The sequence below is a fragment of the Enterobacter sp. PL_is379 genome, from assembly GCF_055817355.1.
Window position 1 is genome coordinate 160,649 of the sequence record NZ_JBVPGT010000031.1, and the last position, 23,489, is coordinate 184,137.

Annotated in this window: 22 protein-coding genes, 1 tRNA gene and 1 pseudogene; 19 read left to right on the forward strand and 5 right to left on the reverse strand. The window is 52.2% G+C overall.

Annotation, left to right across the window (positions count from 1 at the left end; all coding sequences use genetic code 11):
- The 3 genes from gcvH to AC0TOY_RS17230 all read left to right on the forward strand — a co-directional run bounded on the left by gcvH (position 1) and on the right by AC0TOY_RS17230 (position 4,205).
- On the forward strand, positions 1–390 hold the full coding sequence (gcvH, locus tag AC0TOY_RS17220; protein ID WP_008499718.1) for a glycine cleavage system protein GcvH: 390 nt from the start codon (positions 1–3) through the stop codon (positions 388–390).
- 127 nt (positions 391–517) lie between these two features.
- Positions 518–3,391 carry an aminomethyl-transferring glycine dehydrogenase gene (gcvP, locus tag AC0TOY_RS17225; protein WP_024906576.1) on the forward strand — a complete coding sequence of 958 codons (2,874 nt, stop codon included), beginning with the start codon at positions 518–520 and terminating at the stop codon, positions 3,389–3,391.
- A 70-nt stretch (positions 3,392–3,461) separates the two neighbouring features.
- Complete coding sequence (locus AC0TOY_RS17230) at positions 3,462–4,205, forward strand: SDR family oxidoreductase (protein WP_473722246.1); 744 nt, start codon at positions 3,462–3,464, stop codon at positions 4,203–4,205.
- Positions 4,206–4,282: 77 nt separating this feature from the next.
- On the opposite strand, the gene bglA is transcribed toward AC0TOY_RS17230, so the two are convergent.
- Positions 4,283–5,716, reverse strand: coding sequence for a 6-phospho-beta-glucosidase BglA (gene bglA, locus AC0TOY_RS17235; protein WP_061714507.1), 1,434 nt, complete (start codon positions 5,714–5,716; stop codon positions 4,283–4,285).
- Between the two features lie 116 nt (positions 5,717–5,832).
- Entirely contained in the window at positions 5,833–6,564 is a 732-nt protein-coding gene (locus tag AC0TOY_RS17240; RefSeq protein WP_473722358.1) for a MurR/RpiR family transcriptional regulator, read from the reverse strand.
- 265 nt (positions 6,565–6,829) lie between these two features.
- On the opposite strand from AC0TOY_RS17240, the gene trhA reads away from it, so the two are divergent.
- The gene (gene trhA / locus AC0TOY_RS17245) at positions 6,830–7,489 is read left to right on the forward strand and encodes a PAQR family membrane homeostasis protein TrhA (protein ID WP_063144936.1); all 660 of its coding nucleotides are present in this window, start codon (positions 6,830–6,832) and stop codon (positions 7,487–7,489) included.
- A gap of 110 nt (positions 7,490–7,599) precedes the next feature.
- Here trhA and ygfZ read toward each other — a convergent pair whose 3' ends face one another.
- The gene (gene ygfZ / locus AC0TOY_RS17250) at positions 7,600–8,580 is read right to left on the reverse strand and encodes a tRNA-modifying protein YgfZ (RefSeq protein WP_157189698.1); all 981 of its coding nucleotides are present in this window, start codon (positions 8,578–8,580) and stop codon (positions 7,600–7,602) included.
- Between the two features lie 294 nt (positions 8,581–8,874).
- Between ygfZ and sdhE the strand changes: the two genes are divergently transcribed.
- Positions 8,875–9,141, forward strand: a complete 267-nt coding sequence (gene sdhE / locus AC0TOY_RS17255; protein ID WP_006178375.1) for an FAD assembly factor SdhE — start codon at positions 8,875–8,877, stop codon at positions 9,139–9,141.
- Positions 9,122–9,532 (forward strand): protein YgfX, encoded by a 411-nt coding sequence (locus tag AC0TOY_RS17260; protein WP_023326024.1) that lies wholly within the window; start codon positions 9,122–9,124, stop codon positions 9,530–9,532. The genes sdhE and AC0TOY_RS17260 overlap by 20 nt, the downstream gene beginning before the upstream one ends.
- Positions 9,533–9,538: 6 nt before the next feature.
- On the opposite strand, the gene fldB is transcribed toward AC0TOY_RS17260, so the two are convergent.
- On the reverse strand, positions 9,539–10,060 hold the full coding sequence (gene fldB, locus AC0TOY_RS17265; protein WP_023309099.1) for a flavodoxin FldB: 522 nt from the start codon (positions 10,058–10,060) through the stop codon (positions 9,539–9,541).
- 101 nt (positions 10,061–10,161) lie between these two features.
- On the opposite strand from fldB, the gene xerD reads away from it, so the two are divergent.
- The 5 genes from xerD (at position 10,162) to lysS (ending at position 16,255) form a co-directional block, all read left to right on the forward strand.
- The gene (gene xerD / locus AC0TOY_RS17270; protein ID WP_024906583.1) at positions 10,162–11,058 is read left to right on the forward strand and encodes a site-specific tyrosine recombinase XerD; all 897 of its coding nucleotides are present in this window, start codon (positions 10,162–10,164) and stop codon (positions 11,056–11,058) included.
- A gap of 28 nt (positions 11,059–11,086) precedes the next feature.
- Positions 11,087–11,800 (forward strand): bifunctional protein-disulfide isomerase/oxidoreductase DsbC, encoded by a 714-nt coding sequence (gene dsbC / locus AC0TOY_RS17275; protein WP_024906584.1) that lies wholly within the window; start codon positions 11,087–11,089, stop codon positions 11,798–11,800.
- 5 nt (positions 11,801–11,805) lie between these two features.
- On the forward strand, positions 11,806–13,539 hold the full coding sequence (gene recJ, locus AC0TOY_RS17280) for a single-stranded-DNA-specific exonuclease RecJ (RefSeq protein ID WP_048991824.1): 1,734 nt from the start codon (positions 11,806–11,808) through the stop codon (positions 13,537–13,539).
- Positions 13,540–13,629: 90 nt separating this feature from the next.
- A protein-coding gene (gene prfB, locus AC0TOY_RS17285; protein ID WP_096059326.1) for a peptide chain release factor 2 occupies positions 13,630–14,728 on the forward strand; the annotation gives its coding sequence in 2 pieces (ribosomal slippage) (positions 13,630–13,704 and positions 13,706–14,728; 1,098 coding nt in all).
- A gap of 9 nt (positions 14,729–14,737) precedes the next feature.
- Complete coding sequence (lysS, locus tag AC0TOY_RS17290) at positions 14,738–16,255, forward strand: lysine--tRNA ligase (protein WP_248165629.1); 1,518 nt, start codon at positions 14,738–14,740, stop codon at positions 16,253–16,255.
- A gap of 38 nt (positions 16,256–16,293) precedes the next feature.
- Here lysS and idi read toward each other — a convergent pair whose 3' ends face one another.
- Positions 16,294–16,836 (reverse strand): isopentenyl-diphosphate Delta-isomerase, encoded by a 543-nt coding sequence (idi, locus tag AC0TOY_RS17295; protein ID WP_090418563.1) that lies wholly within the window; start codon positions 16,834–16,836, stop codon positions 16,294–16,296.
- A 163-nt stretch (positions 16,837–16,999) separates the two neighbouring features.
- On the opposite strand from idi, the gene actS reads away from it, so the two are divergent.
- The 8 genes and pseudogenes from actS to AC0TOY_RS17335 form a co-directional block, all read left to right on the forward strand.
- A complete protein-coding gene (gene actS / locus AC0TOY_RS17300) occupies positions 17,000–17,743 on the forward strand; it encodes an amidase activator ActS (protein ID WP_473722247.1) in 744 nt (247 codons plus the stop codon).
- 80 nt (positions 17,744–17,823) lie between these two features.
- Positions 17,824–17,897 (forward strand) — tRNA-Gly (locus tag AC0TOY_RS17305).
- A 164-nt stretch (positions 17,898–18,061) separates the two neighbouring features.
- Positions 18,062–19,246: a tyrosine-type recombinase/integrase gene (locus AC0TOY_RS17310; RefSeq protein ID WP_064159883.1), complete on the forward strand. Its 1,185-nt coding sequence runs from the start codon at positions 18,062–18,064 to the stop codon at positions 19,244–19,246.
- A gap of 232 nt (positions 19,247–19,478) precedes the next feature.
- Complete coding sequence (locus tag AC0TOY_RS17315; RefSeq protein ID WP_079951695.1) at positions 19,479–20,588, forward strand: dsDNA nuclease domain-containing protein; 1,110 nt, start codon at positions 19,479–19,481, stop codon at positions 20,586–20,588.
- 8 nt (positions 20,589–20,596) lie between these two features.
- Positions 20,597–22,360, forward strand: a complete 1,764-nt coding sequence (locus tag AC0TOY_RS17320) for a P-loop NTPase family protein (RefSeq protein WP_248165631.1) — start codon at positions 20,597–20,599, stop codon at positions 22,358–22,360.
- A gap of 131 nt (positions 22,361–22,491) precedes the next feature.
- Complete coding sequence (gene arsR, locus AC0TOY_RS17325) at positions 22,492–22,842, forward strand: As(III)-sensing metalloregulatory transcriptional repressor ArsR (RefSeq protein ID WP_064159920.1); 351 nt, start codon at positions 22,492–22,494, stop codon at positions 22,840–22,842.
- Between the two features lie 47 nt (positions 22,843–22,889).
- The gene (arsD, locus tag AC0TOY_RS17330; protein WP_248165633.1) at positions 22,890–23,252 is read left to right on the forward strand and encodes an arsenite efflux transporter metallochaperone ArsD; all 363 of its coding nucleotides are present in this window, start codon (positions 22,890–22,892) and stop codon (positions 23,250–23,252) included.
- Positions 23,253–23,269: 17 nt separating this feature from the next.
- Positions 23,270–23,353 (forward strand): annotated as a pseudogene (locus AC0TOY_RS17335) (ArsA-related P-loop ATPase); the annotation flags it as partial.
- Positions 23,354–23,489: the final 136 nt, after the last annotated feature.

The following is a 23,489-nucleotide window of genomic DNA, read 5'->3' on the forward strand; positions in this document are numbered from 1 at the left end:
ATGAGCAATGTGCCAGCAGAACTGAAATACAGCAAAGAACACGAGTGGCTGCGCAAAGAGGCGGACGGCACTTACACCGTAGGGATCACCGAGCACGCGCAAGAGCTGCTGGGCGACATGGTGTTTGTTGACCTGCCTGACGTGGGCACGACCGTTAGCGCGGGCGACGACTGCGCCGTGGCGGAGTCCGTAAAAGCGGCCTCTGACATCTACGCCCCTGTGAGCGGCGAAATCGTTGCCGTCAACGACGCGCTGAGCGATTCGCCAGAGCTGGTGAACAGCGAGCCTTATGAAGGCGGCTGGATCTTCAAGATCAAAGCCAGCGACGAATCCCAGGTTGCCGCGCTGCTGGATGCGACCGCGTACGAAGCACTACTGGAAGACGAATAACGTTGTGCCGGATGGCGCTGCGCTTATCCGGCCTACAGCTCAACGTAGGCCCGGTAAGCGTTAGCGCCACCGGGCAACAGCGTTACAGATAACTACGATTCACTGCACGTTTCAGGAACCATCGCTCATGACACAGACTTTAAGCCAGCTTGAAAACCGTGGCGCCTTCATTGAACGTCACATTGGGCCGGATGCTCAGCAACAGCAGGAGATGCTGAAGACGGTTGGCGCGGATTCATTAAACGCACTGATCGGCCAGATTGTGCCAAAAGACATCCAGCTTGCCACGCCGCCTCAGGTGGGGGAAGCCACTACGGAATTCGCCGCGCTGGCGGAGCTGAAGGCTATTGCCGGCCTGAATAAGCGCTATAAGTCTTACATTGGCATGGGCTATACCAACGTGCAGCTGCCGCCGGTTATCCTGCGCAACATGCTGGAAAACCCGGGCTGGTACACCGCTTACACCCCGTATCAGCCAGAAGTTTCCCAGGGCCGTCTGGAAGCTTTGCTGAACTTCCAGCAGGTGACGCTGGACCTGACCGGCATGGATATCGCCTCTGCTTCTCTGCTGGATGAAGCCACCGCCGCCGCCGAAGCGATGGCGATGGCAAAACGCGTGAGCAAGCTGAAAAATGCCAACCGCTTCTTCGTCGCGGCGGACGTGCATCCGCAGACGCTGGACGTGGTGCGTACTCGCGCAGAGACCTTCGGCTTTGACGTGATCGTCGACGACGCTGACAAAGTGCTGGATCATCAGGACGTCTTCGGCGTGCTGCTGCAGCAGGTAGGTACGACGGGTGAAGTACACGACTACGGCGCGCTGATTGCCGAGCTGAAATCCCGCAAAGTGGTTGTCAGCGTTGCCGCCGATTTTATGGCGCTGGTGCTGCTGACGGCGCCGGGTAAACAGGGCGCAGATATCGTATTCGGCTCCGCACAACGCTTCGGCGTACCGATGGGCTACGGCGGCCCGCACGCGGCGTTCTTCGGCGCGAAAGATGAATTCAAACGCTCCATGCCTGGCCGTATTATCGGCGTCTCAAAAGATGCTGCCGGTAACACCGCGCTGCGCATGGCGATGCAGACCCGCGAGCAGCATATCCGCCGCGAGAAAGCGAACTCCAACATCTGTACCTCACAGGTGCTGCTGGCAAACATCGCCAGCCTGTACGCCGTGTTCCACGGCCCGGCTGGCCTGAAACGCATTGCCAGCCGCATTCACCGCCTGGCCGATATTCTGGCCTGCGGTCTGCAGCAGAAAGGCCTTAAGCTGCGCCACGCTCACTACTTCGACACCCTGTGCGTGGACGTGGCGGACAAAGCCGCCGTGCTGGCGCGCGCGAATGCGGCAGAGATCAACCTGCGCAGCGACATTCACAACGCCGTCGGCATTACGCTGGATGAAAGCACCACCCGCGACGATATCCTGAACCTGTTCAGCGTGCTGCTGGGTGATGCGCACGGTCTGGACATTGATGCGCTCGACAAAGAGGTCGCGCTCGACAGCCGCTCCATTCAGGACAGCATGCTGCGTAACGATGCCATCCTGACGCACCCGGTCTTTAATCGCTATCACAGCGAAACCGAGATGATGCGCTATATGCACTCCCTGGAGCGCAAGGATCTGGCGCTGAACCAGGCGATGATCCCGCTAGGCTCCTGCACCATGAAGCTGAACGCCGCGGCAGAGATGATCCCGATCACCTGGCCTGAATTCTCCGAGCTGCACCCGTTCTGCCCGCCAGAGCAGGCGGAAGGTTATCACATGATGATCAACCAGCTTTCTGACTGGCTGGTGAAGCTTACCGGTTATGACGCGCTCTGCATGCAGCCGAACTCCGGCGCGCAGGGTGAATATGCGGGCCTGCTGGCGATCCGTCACTATCACGAAAGCCGCAACGAAGGTCACCGCGATATCTGCCTGATCCCAAGCTCCGCCCACGGTACCAACCCGGCCTCTGCCCAGATGGCGGGCATGGAAGTCGTGGTGGTGGCGTGCGATAAGAACGGCAACATCGATCTGGCCGACCTGCGTGCGAAAGCCGAGCAGGCGGGCGACAAGCTCTCCTGCATCATGGTGACCTACCCGTCCACCCACGGTGTGTACGAAGAGACCATCCGTGAAGTGTGCGAAGTCGTGCATCAGTTCGGCGGTCAGGTATACCTCGACGGTGCAAACATGAACGCTCAGGTGGGCATTACCTCGCCGGGCTTTATCGGCGCGGACGTGTCGCACCTGAACCTGCACAAAACCTTCTGCATCCCGCACGGCGGCGGCGGCCCGGGCATGGGGCCAATCGGCGTGAAAGCGCATCTGGCGCCGTTTGTGCCGGGCCACAGCGTGGTGCAGATTGAAGGCATGTTGACCCGTCAGGGCGCGGTCTCAGCGGCACCGTTCGGTAGCGCCTCTATCCTGCCAATCAGCTGGATGTATATCCGCATGATGGGCGCGGAAGGGCTGAAGCAGGCGAGCCAGGTGGCGATCCTGAACGCCAACTATATTGCGACTCGCCTGAAGTCCGCCTTCCCGGTGCTCTATACCGGCCGCGACGGTCGCGTGGCGCACGAGTGCATCCTCGATATTCGTCCGCTGAAAGAGCAGACCGGTATTAGCGAGCTGGATATCGCCAAGCGTCTCATCGACTACGGCTTCCACGCGCCTACCATGTCGTTCCCGGTTGCGGGTACGCTGATGGTGGAGCCAACGGAATCTGAAAGCAAAGCCGAGCTGGACCGCTTTATCGACGCGATGCTGGCGATCCGCATGGAGATCGACCGCGTGCAGGACGGCGAGTGGACGCTGGAAGATAACCCGCTGGTTAACGCCCCGCACACCCAGCACGAAATGGTGGCAGAGTGGAACCACGGCTATTCCCGCGAGCTGGCGGTCTTCCCGGCAGGCGTGGCGAACAAATACTGGCCGACCGTGAAGCGTCTTGATGACGTCTACGGCGACCGTAACCTGTTCTGCTCCTGCGTGCCGATGAGCGAATACCAGTAACATTGCTGCTGTAGTAACGTAGGCCGGGTAAGGCGAAGCCGCCACCCGGCTTTTTTATTGGGAGAAGCGAATGGCAATTGCACTGGTCACCGGCGCCAGCCGCGGCATCGGTAAAGCCACCGCGCTGCAGCTGGCTCGCGAAGGCTACACCGTGGCGGTGAACTATCATCACAACATTAAAGCCGCGACGGACGTCATCAGGCAGATTGTGGATGCGGGTGGTAAAGCCTTTACCGTCCGTGCAGACATCAGCGATGAAGCTCAGGTGCTGGCGATGTTTAATAGCCTCGATCGTGAAGGTGAGCCGCTGACCGCGCTGGTCAATAATGCGGGAATTCTGTTTGAGCAATCCACTATCGAGAATCTCTCCGCTGAGCGCATTAACCGCGTCCTGGCGACCAACGTCACGGGCTACTTCCTCTGCTGCCGGGAAGCGGTAAAGCGCATGTCCTTCAAACACGGCGGCAAGGGTGGGGCGATAGTGAACGTCTCTTCCGCGGCGTCACGTCTGGGCGCGCCGGGTGAATATGTGGATTATGCCGCGTCGAAGGGGGCGGTGGATTCGCTGACAACGGGTTTATCGCTTGAGGTCGCGGCGCAGGGCATTCGCGTTAACTGCGTCCGTCCGGGTCTGATCTATACCGATATCCATGCCTCAGGCGGAGAGCCGGGGCGGGTGGATCGCGTGAAATCATTGCTGCCGATGCAGCGCGGCGGCCAGCCGGAAGAGGTCGCCCAGGCGATTGTCTGGCTGCTGAGCGAAAAGGCGTCGTACGTCACGGGCAGTTTTATAGAGTTGGCTGGCGGGAAATAAAAGCCGGGTGGCGGCTTCGCCTTACCGGGCCTACACGAGTAGTAGGCCCGGTAAGCGCAGCGCCACCGGGCAAAAAATCACAGCGCCTCGCCGTTGCTGGCAATCACGCCTTTATACCACTCGAAGCTCTTCTTACGGGAACGCGACATGTCGCCCGTGCCGTCGTCGTGCTTGTTCACATAGATAAAGCCGTAGCGCTTGCTGTACTGGCCGGTGGTGAACGATACGCAGTCGATACAGCCCCATGGCGTATAGCCCATCAGATCCACGCCATCGTGCGTCACGGCTTTGATCATCTCTTCCACGTGGGCACGCAGGTAGTCGATACGATAGTCATCGTTGATGCTGCCGTCCTCTTCGACTTTATCGTAGGCGCCGAACCCGTTTTCCACGATAAACAGCGGCTTCTGATAACGTTCGTACAGTTCGCACAGGGCATAACGCAGGCCCACCGGGTCAATCTGCCAGCCCCAGTCGGACGCCTTCACGTGCGGATTCGGCACGCTGCCTTCGAAACCGGAAATGGCATCGCCGGTACCGCCTTCCGCTTTCACCGCGTTGGTCATGTAGTAGCTGAAGCCCAGGTAGTCGCAGGTACCTTCACGCAGGATCTGCTCGTCGCCTGCCTCCATTTTGATGGAGAACCCGCGGCGCTCCCACTCGTTCAGCACGTAGGACGGGTAGTAACCACGCAACTGGACGTCGGTAAAGACATAGCGCTCGCGCATCGATTCCTGGGCAAACATCACGTCTTCCGGTTTGCAGGAGAACGGATAGAGTGCCACCATCGCCAGCATGCAGCCGACTTTCATCTCCGGGTTAATACGGCGCGCGGCTTTCACCGCCAGGGCGCTGGCCACAAACTGATGGTGCAGGACCTGGTACATGGTCTCTTCCGGATTGTCATGTTCGGTATAGACCACGCCCGAGCAGCAGTAACCGAACAGCGGCGCGCGCCAGTTGCGCTGGTTGTTGATTTCGTTGAAGGTCATCCAGTATTTGACCTTGTTTTTGTAGCGCTCGAAGACCACTTCCGCGAAGCGCACAAAGAAATCGACCACTTTACGGTTGGTCCAGCTACCGTACTCCTTCACCAGGTGCAGCGGCATTTCGAAGTGGGAGAGGGTGATTACCGGTTCAATGTTGTACTTCAGCAGCTCATCGAACATGTCGTCGTAAAATTTCAGACCCTCTTCGTTTGGCTGCGTTTCGTCACCGTTCGGGAAGATACGCGTCCAGGCAATAGAGGTGCGGAAACACTTGAAGCCCATCTCGGCAAACAGCTTGATGTCTTCTTTATAATGGCCGTGGAAATCGATAGCTTCATGATTGGGGTAGTATTTACCCGGCACCACCTCTTGCGTGATTTCACGCGGCACGCCGTGTGCGCCGCCGGTTAATACATCGCAAATGCTTGGCCCTTTACCGCCTTTGTTCCAGCCGCCTTCTACCTGGTGAGCCGCAACCGCGCCGCCCCATAAAAAATCTTTTGGTAAGGTCAATTTTTTCATCGCTGCTATTCTCAATAAATGGCTTATTAGCATCGAGTCTAGCAAAGCGAAATTAAATGTCACGATATAACAAGGTGTGCATAATGTGATTTGTCACATCAAAAAAACAGGGTGTTTTATTCTGTGAGTTTCTTCGCCAGTTTACGTCCCAGAGACTCCAGAATATAAATGACGGGAATTTGCGTGGTGATGTCGTAGACGCCTGCAATACGCGTCTGAGGAACATGCCAGGAGAGATTAAAGTCCGCCAGCTTTGCGAGGCGCGAGTGCTCATGGCTGGTAATGGAGAGCACTTTGCAGTGATGCAGGCTGAACTGGCTGGCGAAGCGCAGGATCTCCTCGGTCTCGCCCGAGACGGAGAGCACGATCGCCAGCGCATTTTTCGCCATATCATTGGTGACCGGGAAATAAGGGTCATCAATATGGTTGCTGAATTTTCCGATATTAGAAAAGAAACGTGCGCCATATTTTGCCAGCGAGCCTGACGTGCCTGCGCCGACAAATATAATGCGTTCTGACGATAAAATAATATCGACCGCATTATCTAATAACGCGTCGAACTCTTCATTATTCACGCTTTTAAAAAAGCTGATAATTTCGCTGGCACCGAAGTTTGTCTGCTGGGGCTCGTTCTGTTCAAGATAAAGCTTAAAGCGCACGCGGAATTCAGAATAGCCTTCGCAGTTAAGCTTGCGGCAAAAGCGCAGGATAGTGGTGGTTGAGACGCCTGCCGCATCCGCCAGCTCGCGGATGGTCATGTACATGACTTTGTCACGATTTTTTATGACATAGTTGTAGACCATCATCTCCAGGTTATTGAGACTGGCAATGGCGGAGTGGGTGAACATACTCACAATGGCATAACTCTTATTCTGACCTCATCGTCACATCATAACATGCACCCGGACGGCAGGATCCATTTTTATGCTCTTGATTCATAATGATTAAATTTTTGTGTGAACAATTGTTAGGTGAAAGATTTCTTTATATCTATGATTTTTAGGTATAAATTTTGAAATGAAATTATTTTAGCTAACAGGTGTTCACTGGAATCATTCTCAGTTAGCATAGTTATGCGATGAATAATCATCTTTAGTTTTCCCGGAGTTTTGTATGGTGAGCAGACCATTAATCGCACAGGGATATTCGCTGGCTGAGGAAGTAGCCAACAGCATCAGCCACGGCATTGGCCTGGTGTTTGGGATTGTCGGTTTAGTGTTATTGCTGGTGCAGGCGGTGGACACCAATGCCAGCGCGATGGCTATTACCAGCTACAGCCTGTATGGCGGGAGTATGATCCTGCTGTTCCTGGCGTCGACGCTGTATCACGCGATCCCGCATCAGCGGGCCAAGACGTGGCTCAAGAAATTTGACCACTGCGCTATCTATCTTCTGATTGCAGGCACCTACACACCGTTTTTGCTGGTGGGGCTTAACTCGCCGCTGTCGCGTGGCCTGATGATTGTTATCTGGAGCCTGGCACTGCTGGGGATCCTGTTTAAGCTGACCATAGCACACCGGTTTAAGGTGCTGTCACTGGTCACCTATCTGACGATGGGCTGGCTGTCGCTGATTGTGGTGTATCAACTGGCGGTCAAACTGTCGGTAGGGGGCGTGACGCTTCTGGCCTTAGGCGGTGTGGTGTACTCGCTCGGCGTGATCTTCTACGTCTGCAAGCGCATCCCGTACAACCATGCCATCTGGCACGGCTTTGTGCTGGGCGGCAGCGTGTGCCACTTTTTGGCGATTTATCTTTATGTGGGGCAGGTGTAGTTTTTTACACCGTGCGGACGGTTGCCCTCACCCCGGCCCTCTCCCACTGGGAGAGGGAGGACACCAAAACCGTAGGCCCGGTAAACGCAGCGCCACCGGGCGATACAGCATCACTCTTCCAGAGAATACGGCAGCGGCTCGATGCTCAGTGTGTTCGCATCGTCACGCACGCGGAACACGCTGTCAGCCTCCATGTCGTTGTTCATGACGGCTTGAACCAAAAGACGTCCATCATCCAGCTGTACAGCGGCTAATACGGTGCCGGTGCGGCGCCAGTTATCACCCATCTTCAGCTCTAAGTCTTCACCCGCTTCAGGTACACGGCTGGCATGCCCCGCCAGCGTCCACAGCGCACGTTTGTTTGCCCCGCGGAATTTCGCACGGGCGACCATCTCCTGGCCGGTGTAACAGCCCTTTTTAAAGCTGATGCCTCCCAGCGCCTGCAGGTTGGTTGCCTGAGGAATAAACTGCGCGCTGTTTGCGGCGTCAATGATCGGCAGACCCGCCTCGATGTTCAGCGCCAGCCACTGCTGACTGTTGTTGAGCTGCGCTTCGCCGCGCAGCGCCTCGGTGACGCGTTCGGCAGTTGCCGCATCCGTGACTAACAGGAAACGCTCCGCCGGGTGTTCAAACCACAGGATGGATGTCGCGCCTTCGCTGACCACCTGCTTTTCCGCATCCGGCAGTTCGCTGAACAGATTTTTCAGCGCCGCACGCGCCTGGAAACCGGCCACACCCAGCAGGACATGTTCGTCGTCCGGGGTGATAGTAACTTTGGAAAAGACCGCGTACTTTTTCAGCTCCTTGAGCTGGGCCTCTTGCAGGCTGCGGCGCTCAATAAAGGCAAAGCCGTCCTGGCGGCGGAAGATACGCAGATTGCTCCACATTTTGCCTTTTGGGTCGCAATGCGCGGCCAGCAGGTGCTGGTGTTCGGTCATCTGGCTGACGTCGGCGGTCACCTGGCCCTGCAGGTATTTTTCGGCGTCGGCACCGGTGAGCGTTGCCAGCGCCCAGTCATCAAGAGAAATAAGCGTCAGCGGCAGACGCGCAGAGGCGGCGGGCTGGCGAGGAGAAAATGGTGTAAAGGCCATAACGATATCCTGAATTGCTTAACGCTTTGATAATGCCTAATGGTAAAAGAGCCTGCAGGCAATGCAAGCGCTTTCAGCAGACCATTTGTGCCTTAAACCGGTTATGCGTAGCGCTACGCAAAATAATGTAATCCGCTGTCTTTGTGGGGATTATTCTGGAAGCCTGCTCGGCGAATGCAATATTCCAGTAATGAAACGGTCAAAAACACGTTACACTAGCTGGTGTCCCCGTAGAGAAATAAAGAACACTGAAGGGGGTACCGACTGTGCCAAACGTAATGCAGGAAACTGAACATGGATATTAACAACAAGGCCCGTATTCACTGGGCGTGCCGCCGCGGCATGCGTGAACTTGATATTTCCATCATGCCTTTCTTCGAATATGAGTATGACACCTTAAGCGACGATGATAAGCGTCTGTTTGTTCGACTGCTTGAGTCTGACGATCCGGATTTATTCAACTGGCTGATGAACCACGGCAAACCCGCCGACACCGAGTTGCAACGGATGGTGCAATTAATTCAAACACGGAATCGGGAACGTGGTCCTGTGGCAATCTGATCTTCGCGTCTCGTGGCGCTCGCAGTGGATGTCTTTATTGCTCCACGGCCTGGTTGCGGCCATTGTGTTACTGATGCCGTGGCCGCTGAGCTATACGCCGCTGTGGCTGCTGTTACTGTCGTTTGTCGTTTTTGACAGCGTACGCAGCCAGCGTCGCATTAATGCCCGCCAGGGAGAGATTAAATTACTGATGGATTCCCGCCTGCGCTGGCAGGGTAAAGAGTGGGATATCCTCGGTATGCCCTGGATGCTCAACTGCGGCATGATGTTACGGTTACGCAAGGTGGACGGCGGGCGTTGCCAGCATTTGTGGCTGGCGGCTGACAGTATGGATGCTGCCGAGTGGCGAGACCTGCGCCGGATGTTGCTACAACAGACGACGCAGGGGTAACGCGCGTTAGCTAAACTTTTCTGCCATCTCGCCCAGGATCTGCTCGCACCAGCTTTGCAGGCGTTCATCGCTGAGATCGTACTGGTTGGTTTCATCCAGCGCGAGCCCAACAAACAGCTCGCCGTCGGCAATAATCGGCTTTTTACTGGTGAACTCGTAACCTTCGGTTGGCCAGTAGCCGATGAACGACACCCCTTTCGGCGCCAGCTTGTCGTGCAACATGCCGAGCGCGTCCAGGAACCACTCCCCGTACCCCAGCTGATCCCCCATGCCGTACATGGCAATGATCTTGCCGTCGAGATTGACTGAATCGAGTTGATCCCAGATGGCTTCCCAGTCTTCCTGTATCTCACCAAAATCCCAGGTTGGGATGCCGAGGATCAGCACATCGTACTGTTCCATCAGAGCGACCGCGTCATCTTTCAGGTTATGCAACGTCACCAGTTCCGGGCCAATGATGTCGCGAATTTTCTCTGCCGCCATTTCGGTGTAGCAGGTGCTGGAACCATAGAACAGACCAATATTCATCGCGTAACTATCTCAATTCTTGCTTTGACTTTGCGCGTAGTGTACCAGAAACCGGTCGCAATCAGGCATAATAGCCTGACTGCAGAATCAAAGGGGCTGATGTGGAAAAGGATCTCGCACTGATCGAACAGTTTCTCGACGCGCTGTGGCTGGAGAAAAACCTGGCCGAGAATACCCTCAGCGCCTACCGTCGCGATCTCACCATGCTGGTGGAGTGGCTGGCCCGTCGGCAGCTCTCGCTGGCGAGCGCGCAAAGCGACGACCTGCAGGCGCTGCTCGGTGAACGTGTCGAAGGGGGCTACAAAGCGACCAGTTCTGCGCGCTTGCTCAGCGCCATGCGTCGGCTGTTCCAGCATCTCTACCGTGAGAAGATCCGCGAGGACGATCCCAGCGCGCTGCTGGCATCCCCTAAGCTCCCGCAGCGGCTGCCGAAAGATCTCAGCGAAGCACAAGTTGAGAGATTATTACAGTCACCGGCAGTTGACCTGCCGCTGGAGTTACGCGATAAAGCCATGCTTGAGCTATTGTATGCTACCGGCCTGCGCGTTTCGGAACTGGTTGGCCTGACGATGAGCGACATCAGCCTGCGTCAGGGCGTGGTGCGCGTCATCGGTAAAGGAAACAAGGAAAGGCTGGTTCCGCTGGGCGAAGAGGCGGTTTACTGGCTGGAAACGTATCTGGAGCACGGTCGCCCGTGGCTGCTCAACGGCGCGTCTATCGACGTTCTGTTTCCGAGCCAGCGCGCACAGCAGATGACGCGGCAAACGTTCTGGCATCGCATCAAGCATTACGCCACACTGGCCGGTATCGACAGTGAAAAGCTTTCGCCGCACGTATTGCGTCATGCCTTCGCGACGCATCTGCTCAACCACGGCGCGGATTTACGCGTGGTGCAGATGCTGCTGGGACATAGCGATCTTTCCACGACGCAAATTTACACCCATGTCGCGACGGAACGCCTGCGGCAGCTACACCAACAGCACCACCCTCGTGCGTGAGTGCCGACGAATTGTAACAGGATCAACTATGAAAAAGAGTTTCGCGCTGTTCACCCTGCTGGCAGCCTCATTTACCGGTTTCGCCCATGCGGACGACGCCGCCATCAAACAGTCGCTGGCTAAGCTTGGCGTCACCGGCAGCGATATTCAGCCTGCACCGGTTGCCGGCATGAAAACGGTGCTGACGAGCAGCGGCGTGCTGTACGTCACCGAAGACGGCAAACACATTATTCAGGGGCCAATGTACGACGTGAGCGGCGCGCAGCCGGTGAACGTCACCAACCAGCTGCTGATGAAAAACCTGAACGCGCTCGAAAAAGAGATGATCGTCTATAAGGCGGCGCAGGAAAAACACGTCATTACCGTCTTCACCGACATCACCTGCGGCTACTGCCACAAGCTGCATGAAGAGATGAAAGATTACAACGCGCTGGGTATTACCGTACGTTACCTGGCCTTCCCGCGCGCGGGCGTGCAGAGCCAGCCAGAGCAGGACATGAAGGCCATCTGGTGTGCGAAAGACCGCAACAAAGCGTTTGACGACGCGATGAACGGCAAAGGCGTTAAGCCGGCCTCCTGCGACATTGATATTGCTAACCACTACGCGCTTGGCGTGCAGTTTGGCGTTAACGGTACGCCAGCGATTGTCCTGAGCAACGGCTATGTCGTTCCAGGCTATCAGGGACCGAAAGAGATGAAAGAGTTCCTCGACGCGCACCAGAAACAGTTTGGTGGTAAATAATCCGCGTGAAAGCCCCAATAAAATTGCGCCGCCGCGAGGCGGTTGAACCGGTTGATTTGCCAGATGAACTCCCGGCGCTGCTTAAGCGCCTCTACGCCAGCCGCGGCGTGCGTAGCGCTGAGGATCTTGAACGCAGCGTGAAAGGGATGCTGCCCTGGCAGCAGCTGAGCGGTATCGAAAAAGCCACTGAAATGCTCTACAACGCGCTTCGTGAGGGAACGCGGATTGTGGTGGTAGGGGATTTCGACGCCGACGGCGCAACCAGCACCGCGCTGAGCGTGCTCAGCCTGCGCGCGCTGGGCTGCGATAACGTCACGTATCTGGTGCCGAACCGTTTTGAAGACGGCTATGGCCTCAGCCCGGAAGTGGTCGATCAGGCCCACGCCCGCGGTGCACAGATGATCATGACCGTCGATAACGGCATCTCTTCCCATGCGGGCGTCGATCATGCTCACGCTTTGGGGATCCCTGTGCTGGTCACCGATCACCATCTGCCGGGCGAAACGCTGCCGGATGCGGAAGCGATTATTAATCCCAACCTGCGCGACTGCGATTTCCCGTCGAAATCCCTCGCAGGCGTGGGCGTGGCGTTTTATCTGATGCTGGCGTTACGTACCCTGTTACGCGATAAGGGCTGGTTCGACTCCCGCGGTATTGCCGTACCGAACCTGGCCGAATATCTCGATCTGGTGGCGCTGGGTACCGTCGCGGACGTGGTGCCGCTTGATACCAATAACCGCATTTTGACCTGGCAGGGCTTAAGCCGCATCCGGGCAGGCAAGTGCCGTCCGGGGATTAAGGCGCTGCTGGAGATTGCCAACCGCGATCCGCTCAAGCTGGCGGCAAGCGATTTGGGCTTTGCCCTCGGGCCGCGTCTTAACGCCGCCGGAAGGCTGGACGATATGTCCGTCGGCGTGGCGCTGCTGCTGTGCGATAACATTGGTGAAGCACGCGTTCTGGCCAATGAGCTGGACGCGCTGAACCAGACTCGTAAAGAGATTGAGCAGGGGATGCAGGCAGAGGCGCTGACCCTGTGCGAAAAACTTGAGCGCAGCGGCGATACGCTGCCGGGCGGCCTGGCGATGTACCATCCTGAGTGGCATCAGGGCGTGGTCGGCATTCTGGCGTCGCGCATTAAAGAGCGCTTCCACCGCCCGGTGATCGCGTTCGCCCCCGCGGGCGACGGCACGCTCAAAGGCTCTGGCCGCTCAATCCAGGGTCTGCACATGCGTGATGCCCTGGAGCGTCTTGATACGCTGTATCCGGGCCTGATGCTCAAGTTTGGCGGCCATGCGATGGCGGCGGGCCTGTCGCTGGAAGAGGCGAAATTCGACGAGTTCCAGCGGCTGTTTGGTGAACTGGTCACCGACTGGATCGACCCGGCCCTGTTGCAGGGGGAAGTGGTGTCCGATGGTGAGCTTTCACCGCTTGAGATGACGATGGACGTGGCGCAAATGCTCCGCGATGCCGGTCCATGGGGGCAGATGTTCCCGGAGCCGCTGTTCGACGGCCGTTTCCGCCTGCTGCAACAGCGTATCGTCGGCGAACGTCATCTAAAAGTGATGGTCGAGCCCGTGGGCGGCGGCCCGCTGCTGGACGGCATTGCCTTTAACGTTGATACGGCGGTATGGCCGGACAACGGCGTACGCGAGGTCGAGCTGGCGTACAAACTGGACATCAACGAGTTTCGCGGTAACCGCACCCTTCAGATCATCATCGACAATATCTGGCCAATTTAGCGGCAGTAATCTCTATAAAAAAGGGCGTGGATTCGGTACAATCCCGCTCTTATCACCGCATTTTGACAAGTCCATAAAAGAAAACAGACCATGTTTGAAATTAATCCGGTAAAAAACCGTATTCAGGACCTCACGGAGCGCTCTGACGTTCTTAGGGGGTATCTTTGACTACGATGCCAAGAAAGAGCGTCTTGAAGAAGTAAACGCCGAGCTGGAACAGCCGGACGTCTGGAACGAACCTGAACGCGCACAGGCGCTGGGTAAAGAGCGTTCCTCCCTCGAAGCTATCGTAGATACGCTGGATCAAATGGCCCAGGGGCTGGAAGATGTTTCCGGTTTGCTGGAGCTGGCCGTCGAAGCCGACGACGAAGAAACCTTTAACGAAGCCGTGGCAGAACTCGACGTGCTGGAAGAGAAGCTGGCGCAGCTTGAATTCCGTCGCATGTTCTCCGGCGAATACGACAGCGCTGACTGCTATCTTGATATTCAGGCAGGTTCTGGCGGTACTGAAGCGCAGGACTGGGCCAGCATGCTGACGCGCATGTACCTGCGTTGGGCAGAAGCGCGCGGCTTCAAAACTGAAATTATCGAAGAGTCTGAAGGTGAAGTGGCCGGTATTAAATCCGTCACCATCAAGATCATCGGTGACTACGCCTACGGCTGGCTGCGTACTGAAACCGGCGTTCACCGCCTGGTGCGTAAGAGCCCGTTCGACTCCGGCGGCCGTCGTCATACCTCCTTCAGCTCCGCGTTCGTTTACCCGGAAGTTGACGAAGATATCGATATCGAAATTAACCCGGCGGACCTGCGTATCGACGTTTATCGCGCATCCGGCGCGGGCGGCCAGCACGTTAACCGTACGGAATCGGCGGTGCGTATTACCCACATTCCAACCGGGCTGGTCACGCAATGCCAGAACGACCGTTCCCAGCATAAGAACAAAGACCAGGCCATGAAGCAGATGAAAGCGAAGCTTTATGAGCTGGAGATGCAGAAGAAAAATGCTGAGAAACAGGCGATGGAAGACAACAAGTCTGACATCGGCTGGGGCAGCCAGATCCGTTCTTACGTCCTTGATGACTCCCGCATCAAAGACCTGCGTACCGGGGTTGAAACCCGCAACACGCAGGCGGTGCTGGACGGCAGCCTGGACCAATTTATCGAAGCAAGTTTGAAAGCAGGGTTATGAGGAACCAACATGTCTGAACAACAAGCACAGGGCGCTGACGCGGTAGTCGATCTTAACAACGAACTGAAAACCCGCCGCGAGAAGCTGGCAGCGCTGCGCGAGCAGGGCGTGCCGTTCCCGAACGATTTTCGTCGTGACCATACCTCAGACCAACTGCACGCTGACTTCGACGCGAAAGAGAACGAAGAGCTGGAAGCGCTGAACATCGAAGTGGCCGTTGCAGGCCGCATGATGACCCGTCGTATCATGGGTAAAGCCTCCTTCGTAACCCTGCAGGACGTTGGCGGCCGTATCCAGCTGTACGTTTCCCGTGACGATCTGCCGGAAGGCATCTACAACGAGCAGTTCAAGAAGTGGGACCTGGGCGATATCCTGGGCGCGAAAGGTAAACTGTTCAAAACCAAAACCGGTGAACTGTCTATCCACTGCACCGAGCTGCGTCTGCTGACCAAAGCCCTGCGCCCGCTGCCGGACAAATTCCACGGCCTGCAGGATCAGGAAGCGCGCTATCGTCAGCGTTACCTGGATCTCATCTCTAACGATGAATCCCGCAAGACCTTCAAAATTCGCTCCCAGATCATGGCCGGTATCCGCCAGTTCATGGTGAACCGCGACTTTATGGAAGTGGAAACACCAATGATGCAGGTGATCCCTGGCGGCGCATCTGCACGTCCGTTCATCACCCATCACAACGCTCTGGACCTGGACATGTACCTGCGTATCGCGCCGGAACTGTACCTGAAGCGTCTGGTGGTTGGTGGTTTTGATCGCGTGTTCGAGATCAACCGTAACTTCCGTAACGAAGGTATCTCCGTTCGTCATAACCCAGAGTTCACCATGATGGAACTCTACATGGCGTATGCGGATTACAAAGATCTGATCGAGCTGACCGAATCCCTGTTCCGCACCCTGGCGCAGGACATTCTGGGCACCACCGAAGTGCCTTACGGTGAAGAAGTCTTCGACTTCGGTAAGCCTTTCGAAAAACTGACCATGCGCGAAGCGATCAAGAAATACCGTCCTGAAACCAACATGGCGGATCTGGATAACTTCGATTCTGCGAAAGCGATCGCCGACAGCATCGGTATCAAGGTTGAGAAGAGCTGGGGTCTGGGCCGTATCGTGACCGAGATCTTCGAAGAAGTCGCCGAAGCGCACCTGATTCAGCCGACCTTCATCACCGAATACCCGGCGGAAGTCTCTCCGCTGGCGCGTCGTAATGACCAGAACCCGGAGATCACTGACCGCTTCGAATTCTTCATCGGCGGCCGTGAAATCGGCAACGGCTTTAGCGAGCTGAACGATGCGGAAGACCAGGCTCAGCGTTTCCAGGATCAGGTTGACGCGAAAGCGGCAGGCGACGACGAAGCGATGTTCTTCGACGAAGACTACGTGACCGCGCTGGAGCACGGTCTGCCACCAACGGCGGGTCTGGGGATTGGTATCGACCGTATGGTAATGCTGTTCACTAACAGCCACACCATCCGCGACGTGATCCTGTTCCCGGCGATGCGCCCGGTGAAATAAGACATTAAGATGTAAAAAAAGCCCCGAAAGGGGCTTTTTTATTGCGCCGCGAAGGCTTTGAGTTTTTCGCGGGCGGTCGTCGCTTCCATGACCATCCACGGGCTAAATGCCCAGGGCGTCGCGTCCAGCGCGCGGAATAGCGCGTCCAACTCAACCCACTGATAGTCCATCACTTCATCTTCGTTTATCGTCACGTCATTGGTGATGCGGGCAGCGAATACCGGGCAAATTTCGTTTTCCACGATCCCGGACGGGTCGGTTTCCCGATAGCGAAATTCAGGGGCGACGGCGGTGATATCGGTCAGTTCAGCGCCCACTTCAAAACGGCAGCGGCGGATTATCGCCTGTATCGTCTCTTCGCCGGACTGCGGGTGGCCGCAGACGGAGTTGGTCCAGACGCCGGGCCAGGCTTTTTTGCTTAAGGCGCGCCGTGTGATCAGACATTCGCCTTTTGCGTTAAAAAGCCAGGAAGAGAAAGCCAGATGCAGCGGGGTGTGTAACGTGTGCGCGGCATACTTTTCCTGAGTGCCAATCACCATTCCCTGGTCGTTTACCAAAATAACGTGTTCTTGAATACTCATTGATGCTCCAGTGCCAAAATGCCGAGTGGTTCAGCACCATCAGCCGAAGCATTATACTGCATTCTTATACGAACGGTTTGGCTCGTAGAGCGGAAAAGGGCATGACCCCTGTTCGTTTTGGCTGTTATCATAGGGCGCCATTCACGCTGACCGAGGATCTGTTTTGTTTGCAGGAAGCCTGACGAGAAAACCCCTTACCGCTGTTTTTTGCCTGACGTTGACGCTATTCCTGGCGGGCTGTTCAGGGAGCAAATCTTCGGATACGGGAAGCTATTCCGGTTCGGTCTATACCGTTAAGCGCGGGGACACCCTGTACCGGATTTCGCGTGCAACGGGGACCAGCGTGAAGGATCTGGCGCGGCTGAATAACCTTTCTCCGCCCTACACTATCGAGGTGGGGCAGCAGCTGAAGGTGAGCGGCGGATCGTCCTCGGGTAAAAAGTCCTCTTCGAAAGGCAAAACCGCCAAAGTGACGCCGTCCTATCAGGTGCCGCAATCGTCATGGCCGCCGGTTGGACAGCGCTGCTGGATTTGGCCTGCCAGCGGTAAAGTGGTCGCCCCTTACTCACTCTCTGAAGGTGGTAACAAGGGTATTGATATCGCCGCTGCGCGCGGTACGCCGGTTTATGCCTCCGGAGCCGGGAAGGTGGTTTACGTGGGTAACCAGCTGCGCGGCTACGGTAACCTGATCATGATTAAGCATGGGGAAGACTACATCACGGCCTATGCGCACAACGACACGATGCTGGTCAACAACGGGCAGAACGTCAAAGCCGGGCAGAAGATTGCCACCATGGGCAGCACCGGTACGGATGCGGTGAAGCTGCATTTCCAGATTCGCTATAAGGCGACGGCCATCGATCCGCAGCGCTATCTTCCTGCGCCCGGCAGCAAACCGAAGTGCTAAGTGATTATTTAATCGCCGGTTAGTTGTGAAGAGGCTTGTATGAAGGTGCGTAAGGTCTATAATGCCTTACGCACCTCAAAGCGGGCGTAGTTCAATGGTAGAACGAGAGCTTCCCAAGCTCTATACGAGGGTTCGATTCCCTTCGCCCGCTCCAAACTCCAGTCTCCTGAAGTCTACCCAACTCAATTTTCCCTTGATAAATAAGCAGTTATAGCATTCTATTAGTCTATTGAACTCAATTGTACTCCCCCAGGGTCAAGCTCAATGTGGGGGTATGGATGGGGGTATAATTGTACCCCCTGCTGAGAGGTACCCCCAATGAAGCTGACAGCTCGTCAGGTTGAAACTGCAAAACCTAAAGAGAAGCCCTACAAACTGGCTGATGGTGGTGGTCTTTACCTGCTGGTTAATCCCAATGGCAAAAAATACTGGCGTCTCAAGTACCGTTCACTAGGTAAAGAGAAACTGCTCGCTATTGGCGTTTACCCCGATGTTTCTTTAGCTGAAGCCAGAAGCAAGCGAGAGGATGCTAAAAGGACATTAGCGGCTGGCAACGATCCTTCTCTTGAACGGAAAATTGAGAAACTAAGTCGTCAACAAGACGCAGAAAACTCTTTTGAGGCTATCACGCGGGAGTGGTATCAGCGTCGCTATGACCGCTGGTCTGTCTCCTACCGCGAAGAGATGCTGAGAACCTTTGAAAAGGATGTGTTCCCTTATATCGGTCACCGGCCAATCAAAGATATCAAGCCGATGGAGTTGCTTGCAGTTCTTTCAAAGATAGAAGCTAGAGGGGCAACTGAGAAGGTCCGTAAGGTTCGCCAGCGCTGTGGAGAAGTCTGGAAGTATGCTGTTGTGACTGGCAGGGCCGAGTACAATCCAGCACCAGATCTAGCCAGCGCCGTGACTCCTCATGAGAAAGAGCACTATGCTTTTTTAACCCAGGATGAATTGCCAGAGTTTCTTCGGACTCTGAACACCTATGCCGGTAGTGTGCTTGTTAAGATTGCGATGCAATTACTTATTCTGACAGGAGTAAGGCCTGGGGAGTTGAGGCAAGCGGAGTGGCAGGAATTTGATTTTGAGCGGAAGGTTTGGAACGTGCCAGCAGAGCGAATGAAAATGCGCCGACCTCATCTGGTTCCGTTATCAAGCCAGGCAATTGACCTGCTTAATCAGCTTAAACCCATGACTGGAGCAGGAGCGTTGCTGTTCCCTGGACGTAATAATCCTAAGAAACCAATGAGTGATATGGCATTAACTGTGTTGGTAAGGCGTATCGGCTATGCCGGGCGCGTTACAGGGCATGGATTCCGCCACACGATGAGTACCATTTTGCATGAGCAGGGATTCAACTCTGCCTGGATTGAGTTACAACTGGCTCACGTCGATAAGAACTCAATTCGTGGAACGTATAACCATGCTCAATATCTGGAGGGGAGGAAGGAGATGATGCAGTGGTATGGGGATTATGTCGAAGCGTGTTTAACTAAGTTTGTATAAGTCTGAGAATAGGGAAAACGAGTTTTTGATGTCTTTCCTTTTTCCAAGGTCATTATTGTTCATTGCTGTATAAAAAAACAGTATATTAAACAGTGCATTGGATCACTAAATATGATTCTATAATTTTATTTTTTTTGATTTTCGTGATACATATCGCCTTAAATTGTTTCATTTGCATCCACTAAATCAGCTGGATAACAATTGGAATTTTTAGCTATTGTAGGAGAATGAGGTGGCTAAAAATAAAGCGGTAAATGCTGGGGTAGATGCCTTAACTGGTTTCGAGTTTCAAAGAAACTGTGCATTATATCTTTTGTTAGATAATTTTAATTCTTTCATTGACAAAAACTTCTTTATTTGTATTGAACATCATGATGATTTTCTTTTTTGCTATAAAACTGACTGTTTAGCTTATATTAACGAGATATATGCCTACCAAGCAAAAAAACTTAGCGGAAAAATATGGACTATCGATGCTAGATTTTCTGAGATGGTATCTAAAATTCTATTAGTTGGGGATAATCTTAAAAATGACTCTTTCGAAAAAAGTGAGGATTATAGGCATCAGTTAACATTTATATCAAATACAGAAATAGAGTTAAAATACTCGCCTCTGAAGAAGTTAAAAGCTGAAGGTGCTACTGAGCAGATAGTAAAGATAAATGAGCAAAACTCCACCTGTGTTTATAATGATTTACATGAAAGTATTAAAGTTAAAATCGAAAATAGAATAACAGAAGTTTGCAATGAAGAATCTTCGGTTTTTCATCGGCAAGAGTTAGATAACTTACATATTCAGTGGGTCGATTTCCCAAGAACTGCTGCGAAACAAAAAGAATCTCTTATTGGACTCATGGTTAGAAAATTCCCTCATATAGCTGATCCGAAAGCAGCTATTGATGTAATACTTACTCTATTTAGGGATGTAGAGACTGTATATAACCAAGGGCAGGAAATATGCCTGCTTGATCCAACAAAAAGGGTTGAAGGCGAAGATATAAAAAAAGTCATGAATATTATTGATTCACAGCAAAAGGCATTCGACTATTGGCGTGCCGAAGCAAAGCAATTCTCAATGAAATTTAGAATACCACTTAGCATACAGAAAAATCATGAAAACTATATACTTAACTCTTTTGAACTACTCAAGGATATGAGTAATTACGATTATCAAATTATTAAAGACTTTGTTAGAAATAATGATTACACAACTCAATATATTTCTCTGCAAGATGCATTAACTGCATATGTTGATAATATTAGAAAATCTCATTCTATAAACTTGGATAATATTGATACATTTTTTGCAGTTCTGTGTTCTTACGTTGAGTGCTACGATTAAGGTATACCATGAAGACAATTATAAAGTTTGATAGATTGTTTGTTGTCTCTGAAAGTCATAATTTATATTACGACCAAAAGTTTTCAAATAAAATAAACATAATAAGTGGGTGTAATACCTCGGGTAAAAGTACTTTAATACAGAGCATTTTATTTACCTTTGGAATTAATGATGTTAAAGATGGTTTGAGCGAAATTATTCGATACAAACCTACGTTCAGATTGGATTTCAGCATCACTAAAGGAGGTGTAGATAAAAAATATATAATAGTAAGAGAGCTCGGTAGCATATATTTAAAAGAGGATGGGGGGGATCTTTTTAGTTTTCATGGTATTGACTCTGATGGTCGAGTTGAACATGTGAAACTTAAGGAAATGTTATCTCAATTATTTGATTTTAACATGCTTTTAGAACAGAAGGGGGAGCTAAAAAAAGCATCGATAGAATGTATGTTCCTGCCTTACTATATTTCTCAATCTGTAGGGTGGGTTTATTTAAGAGAGTCATTCTCTAACCTTGGTTTTTATAAGGACTTTAAAGACACGTATCTTGATTATTATCTTGGCATAGAAAATTCTTTTGATAAAGAATATTTTTATAAGTTAACAAAAGAGCGGGCGCAACTTCAGTCGAAGATCTCCTCATTGAGTAAATATAGCACTGAGCCTCACTTTGTTGTTTCTAAATTACTGGATGAAGAATTCGGCGATGAGGCACAGAAGTATATTGATGATTATATAAATTTAGTTGCATCATTAGACGAAGAACGTGATGTATATACGAGTTTGTGTAATAAATTATCCTTAACTAAAAATCATGTCAAGATCCTAAGAAGAACTAAAAGAAATATCAAAAACCAAAACTATAACAATATTGACCGTTGTCCTGCATGTACGCAAATACTTTCTTATTCCCTAGAGGGGTTATATGGTTATTATCAAAACATCAATGATACTGATAAACTATCAGAGCAAATAAATAATAAAATACAAAAGATACAGTCTGATATTAATAGTTCACTTGCGAAGATTAAAAAGTTAGAAATTGATATATCTTCAAACTATTCATATTTTCTTGAGAAAAAATCACAAAATATATCTGTTAATACATGGATCGATAATAAAGCAAACATACGTCTGTTAAGCAATATTCATGAAGAGATAGAAGAACATACAAAAAGGTCTGATGAAATTAAAGGGTTGATTGATGGGATGGGAGAGGAGCAGTCTCTTTTTGTCGAGCGGTTTAACAAAGAAAAAGATTTCAAGGGGATATTTAAAAAATATCTTAATGACATGCAGTTATTCAATGTAACAGAACCTAGATATACAGATCTTTATAAAATAAACTCGTTCCCTTTTCAAGGCGTTGAGCTTCACAAAACTGTAATGTCATATCATTTTGCATTAAATTCTTTAATAAGAGAAACAGACAATATACATCGACTTCCATTTATGCTTGATGCGATTCTAAAAGAAGATATCGACGACAGAAATTTTGATCTCATACTTTCGTTTGTTGGAAGAAATCTTCCGACAGATACTCAATCATTTATATCGATATCTGAGTATTCTGAAGATAACCTCTTGAAAGATGGTAAAGATGTAAATGCATTCCGAAGAGCCAAGGTGAAAGATATTAAGAATCGATACTTTCCTGATGGTACGAATTTATTCTTTATTGGTGATGGGAAGCATGAGAGAGCATTTTTATCAAAACCTTTGGATTTAAACCTCGATATTTTTGTCGATACTTGTCGGCTTACTGAATGATTCCTTTAGTTAATAGCGAACGCACAAGTTTGTGCGTTCGCTATTTATTCTATATATTTGTTTTACCGTATATGATCTTGCAAGTAATCTTTAGCCGAGTATCATAGAGCCAGATAGGTAGGGGAACGACTATGATTTTTACAGCATTACAACTCTTCAAAAACCTCTCCGATGAAACCCGCCTAGGCATTGTGTTGCTGCTCAGAGAGATGGGAGAGCTGTGCGTGTGTGATCTCTGTACAGCGCTGGATCAGTCACAGCCCAAGATCTCACGCCATCTGGCGATGCTCAGGGAGAGTGGTCTATTACTGGATCGCAAACAGGGCAAGTGGGTTCACTACCGTTTATCCCCGCATATTCCTTCCTGGGCCGCTCAGGTGATTGAGCAGGCTTGGTTAAGCCAACAGGACGACATACAGGCCATCGCCCGTAAGCTAGCATCGGCAAACTGCTCTGGTAGCGGTAAGGCTGTTTGCATCTAAAAAATTTGCCTGAACATATATGTTTTTTCAAATGTTAGGTATTCAGAATGAGGACCTTAACGATGTTTGACCCGGCAATGTGCTACTGTACCTGCGTATGTGGCTCAGATGTCGATCAGGTTCTGGTTGATTTTTCTGCAGATGTGCAGTGGCTGAAAGGACGTGTCGTACAGGTTGAGCGTTACAACCTGGCGCAGCAGCCCATGAGCTTTATTCAGAATGAGAAAGCGAAAGCATTACTCGAAGCATCTCGAGCAGAAGGGCTTCGGCTACTGCTGTTGGGCGGCGAAACGGTGATGGCAGGGCGGTATCCAAAACGTGCTGAGCTGGCTCGCTGGTTCGGCATTCTGCTGGAGAAAGTGGGATTAGCTCCCACCAACTGCTGTGGTGGCAATACTTCCTGTTGCTGAGTATGTCAGGAGGACATATGAAATTCTTACAGAATATCCCGCATTACCTGTTTTTTATCGGTAAGGGAGGTGTAGGAAAAACTTCTATTTCCTGCGAGACCTGAGACCGAGATTGTCAGAAAAAGATAATTAAACTGATTAAAGTTTACTTTAGTATTGAAACTATAATTATCAAAAAAAAGGCAAACAAAAACCATCCTATAGCCTCACCAACCCAGTACTTGGACGCTTTTATTT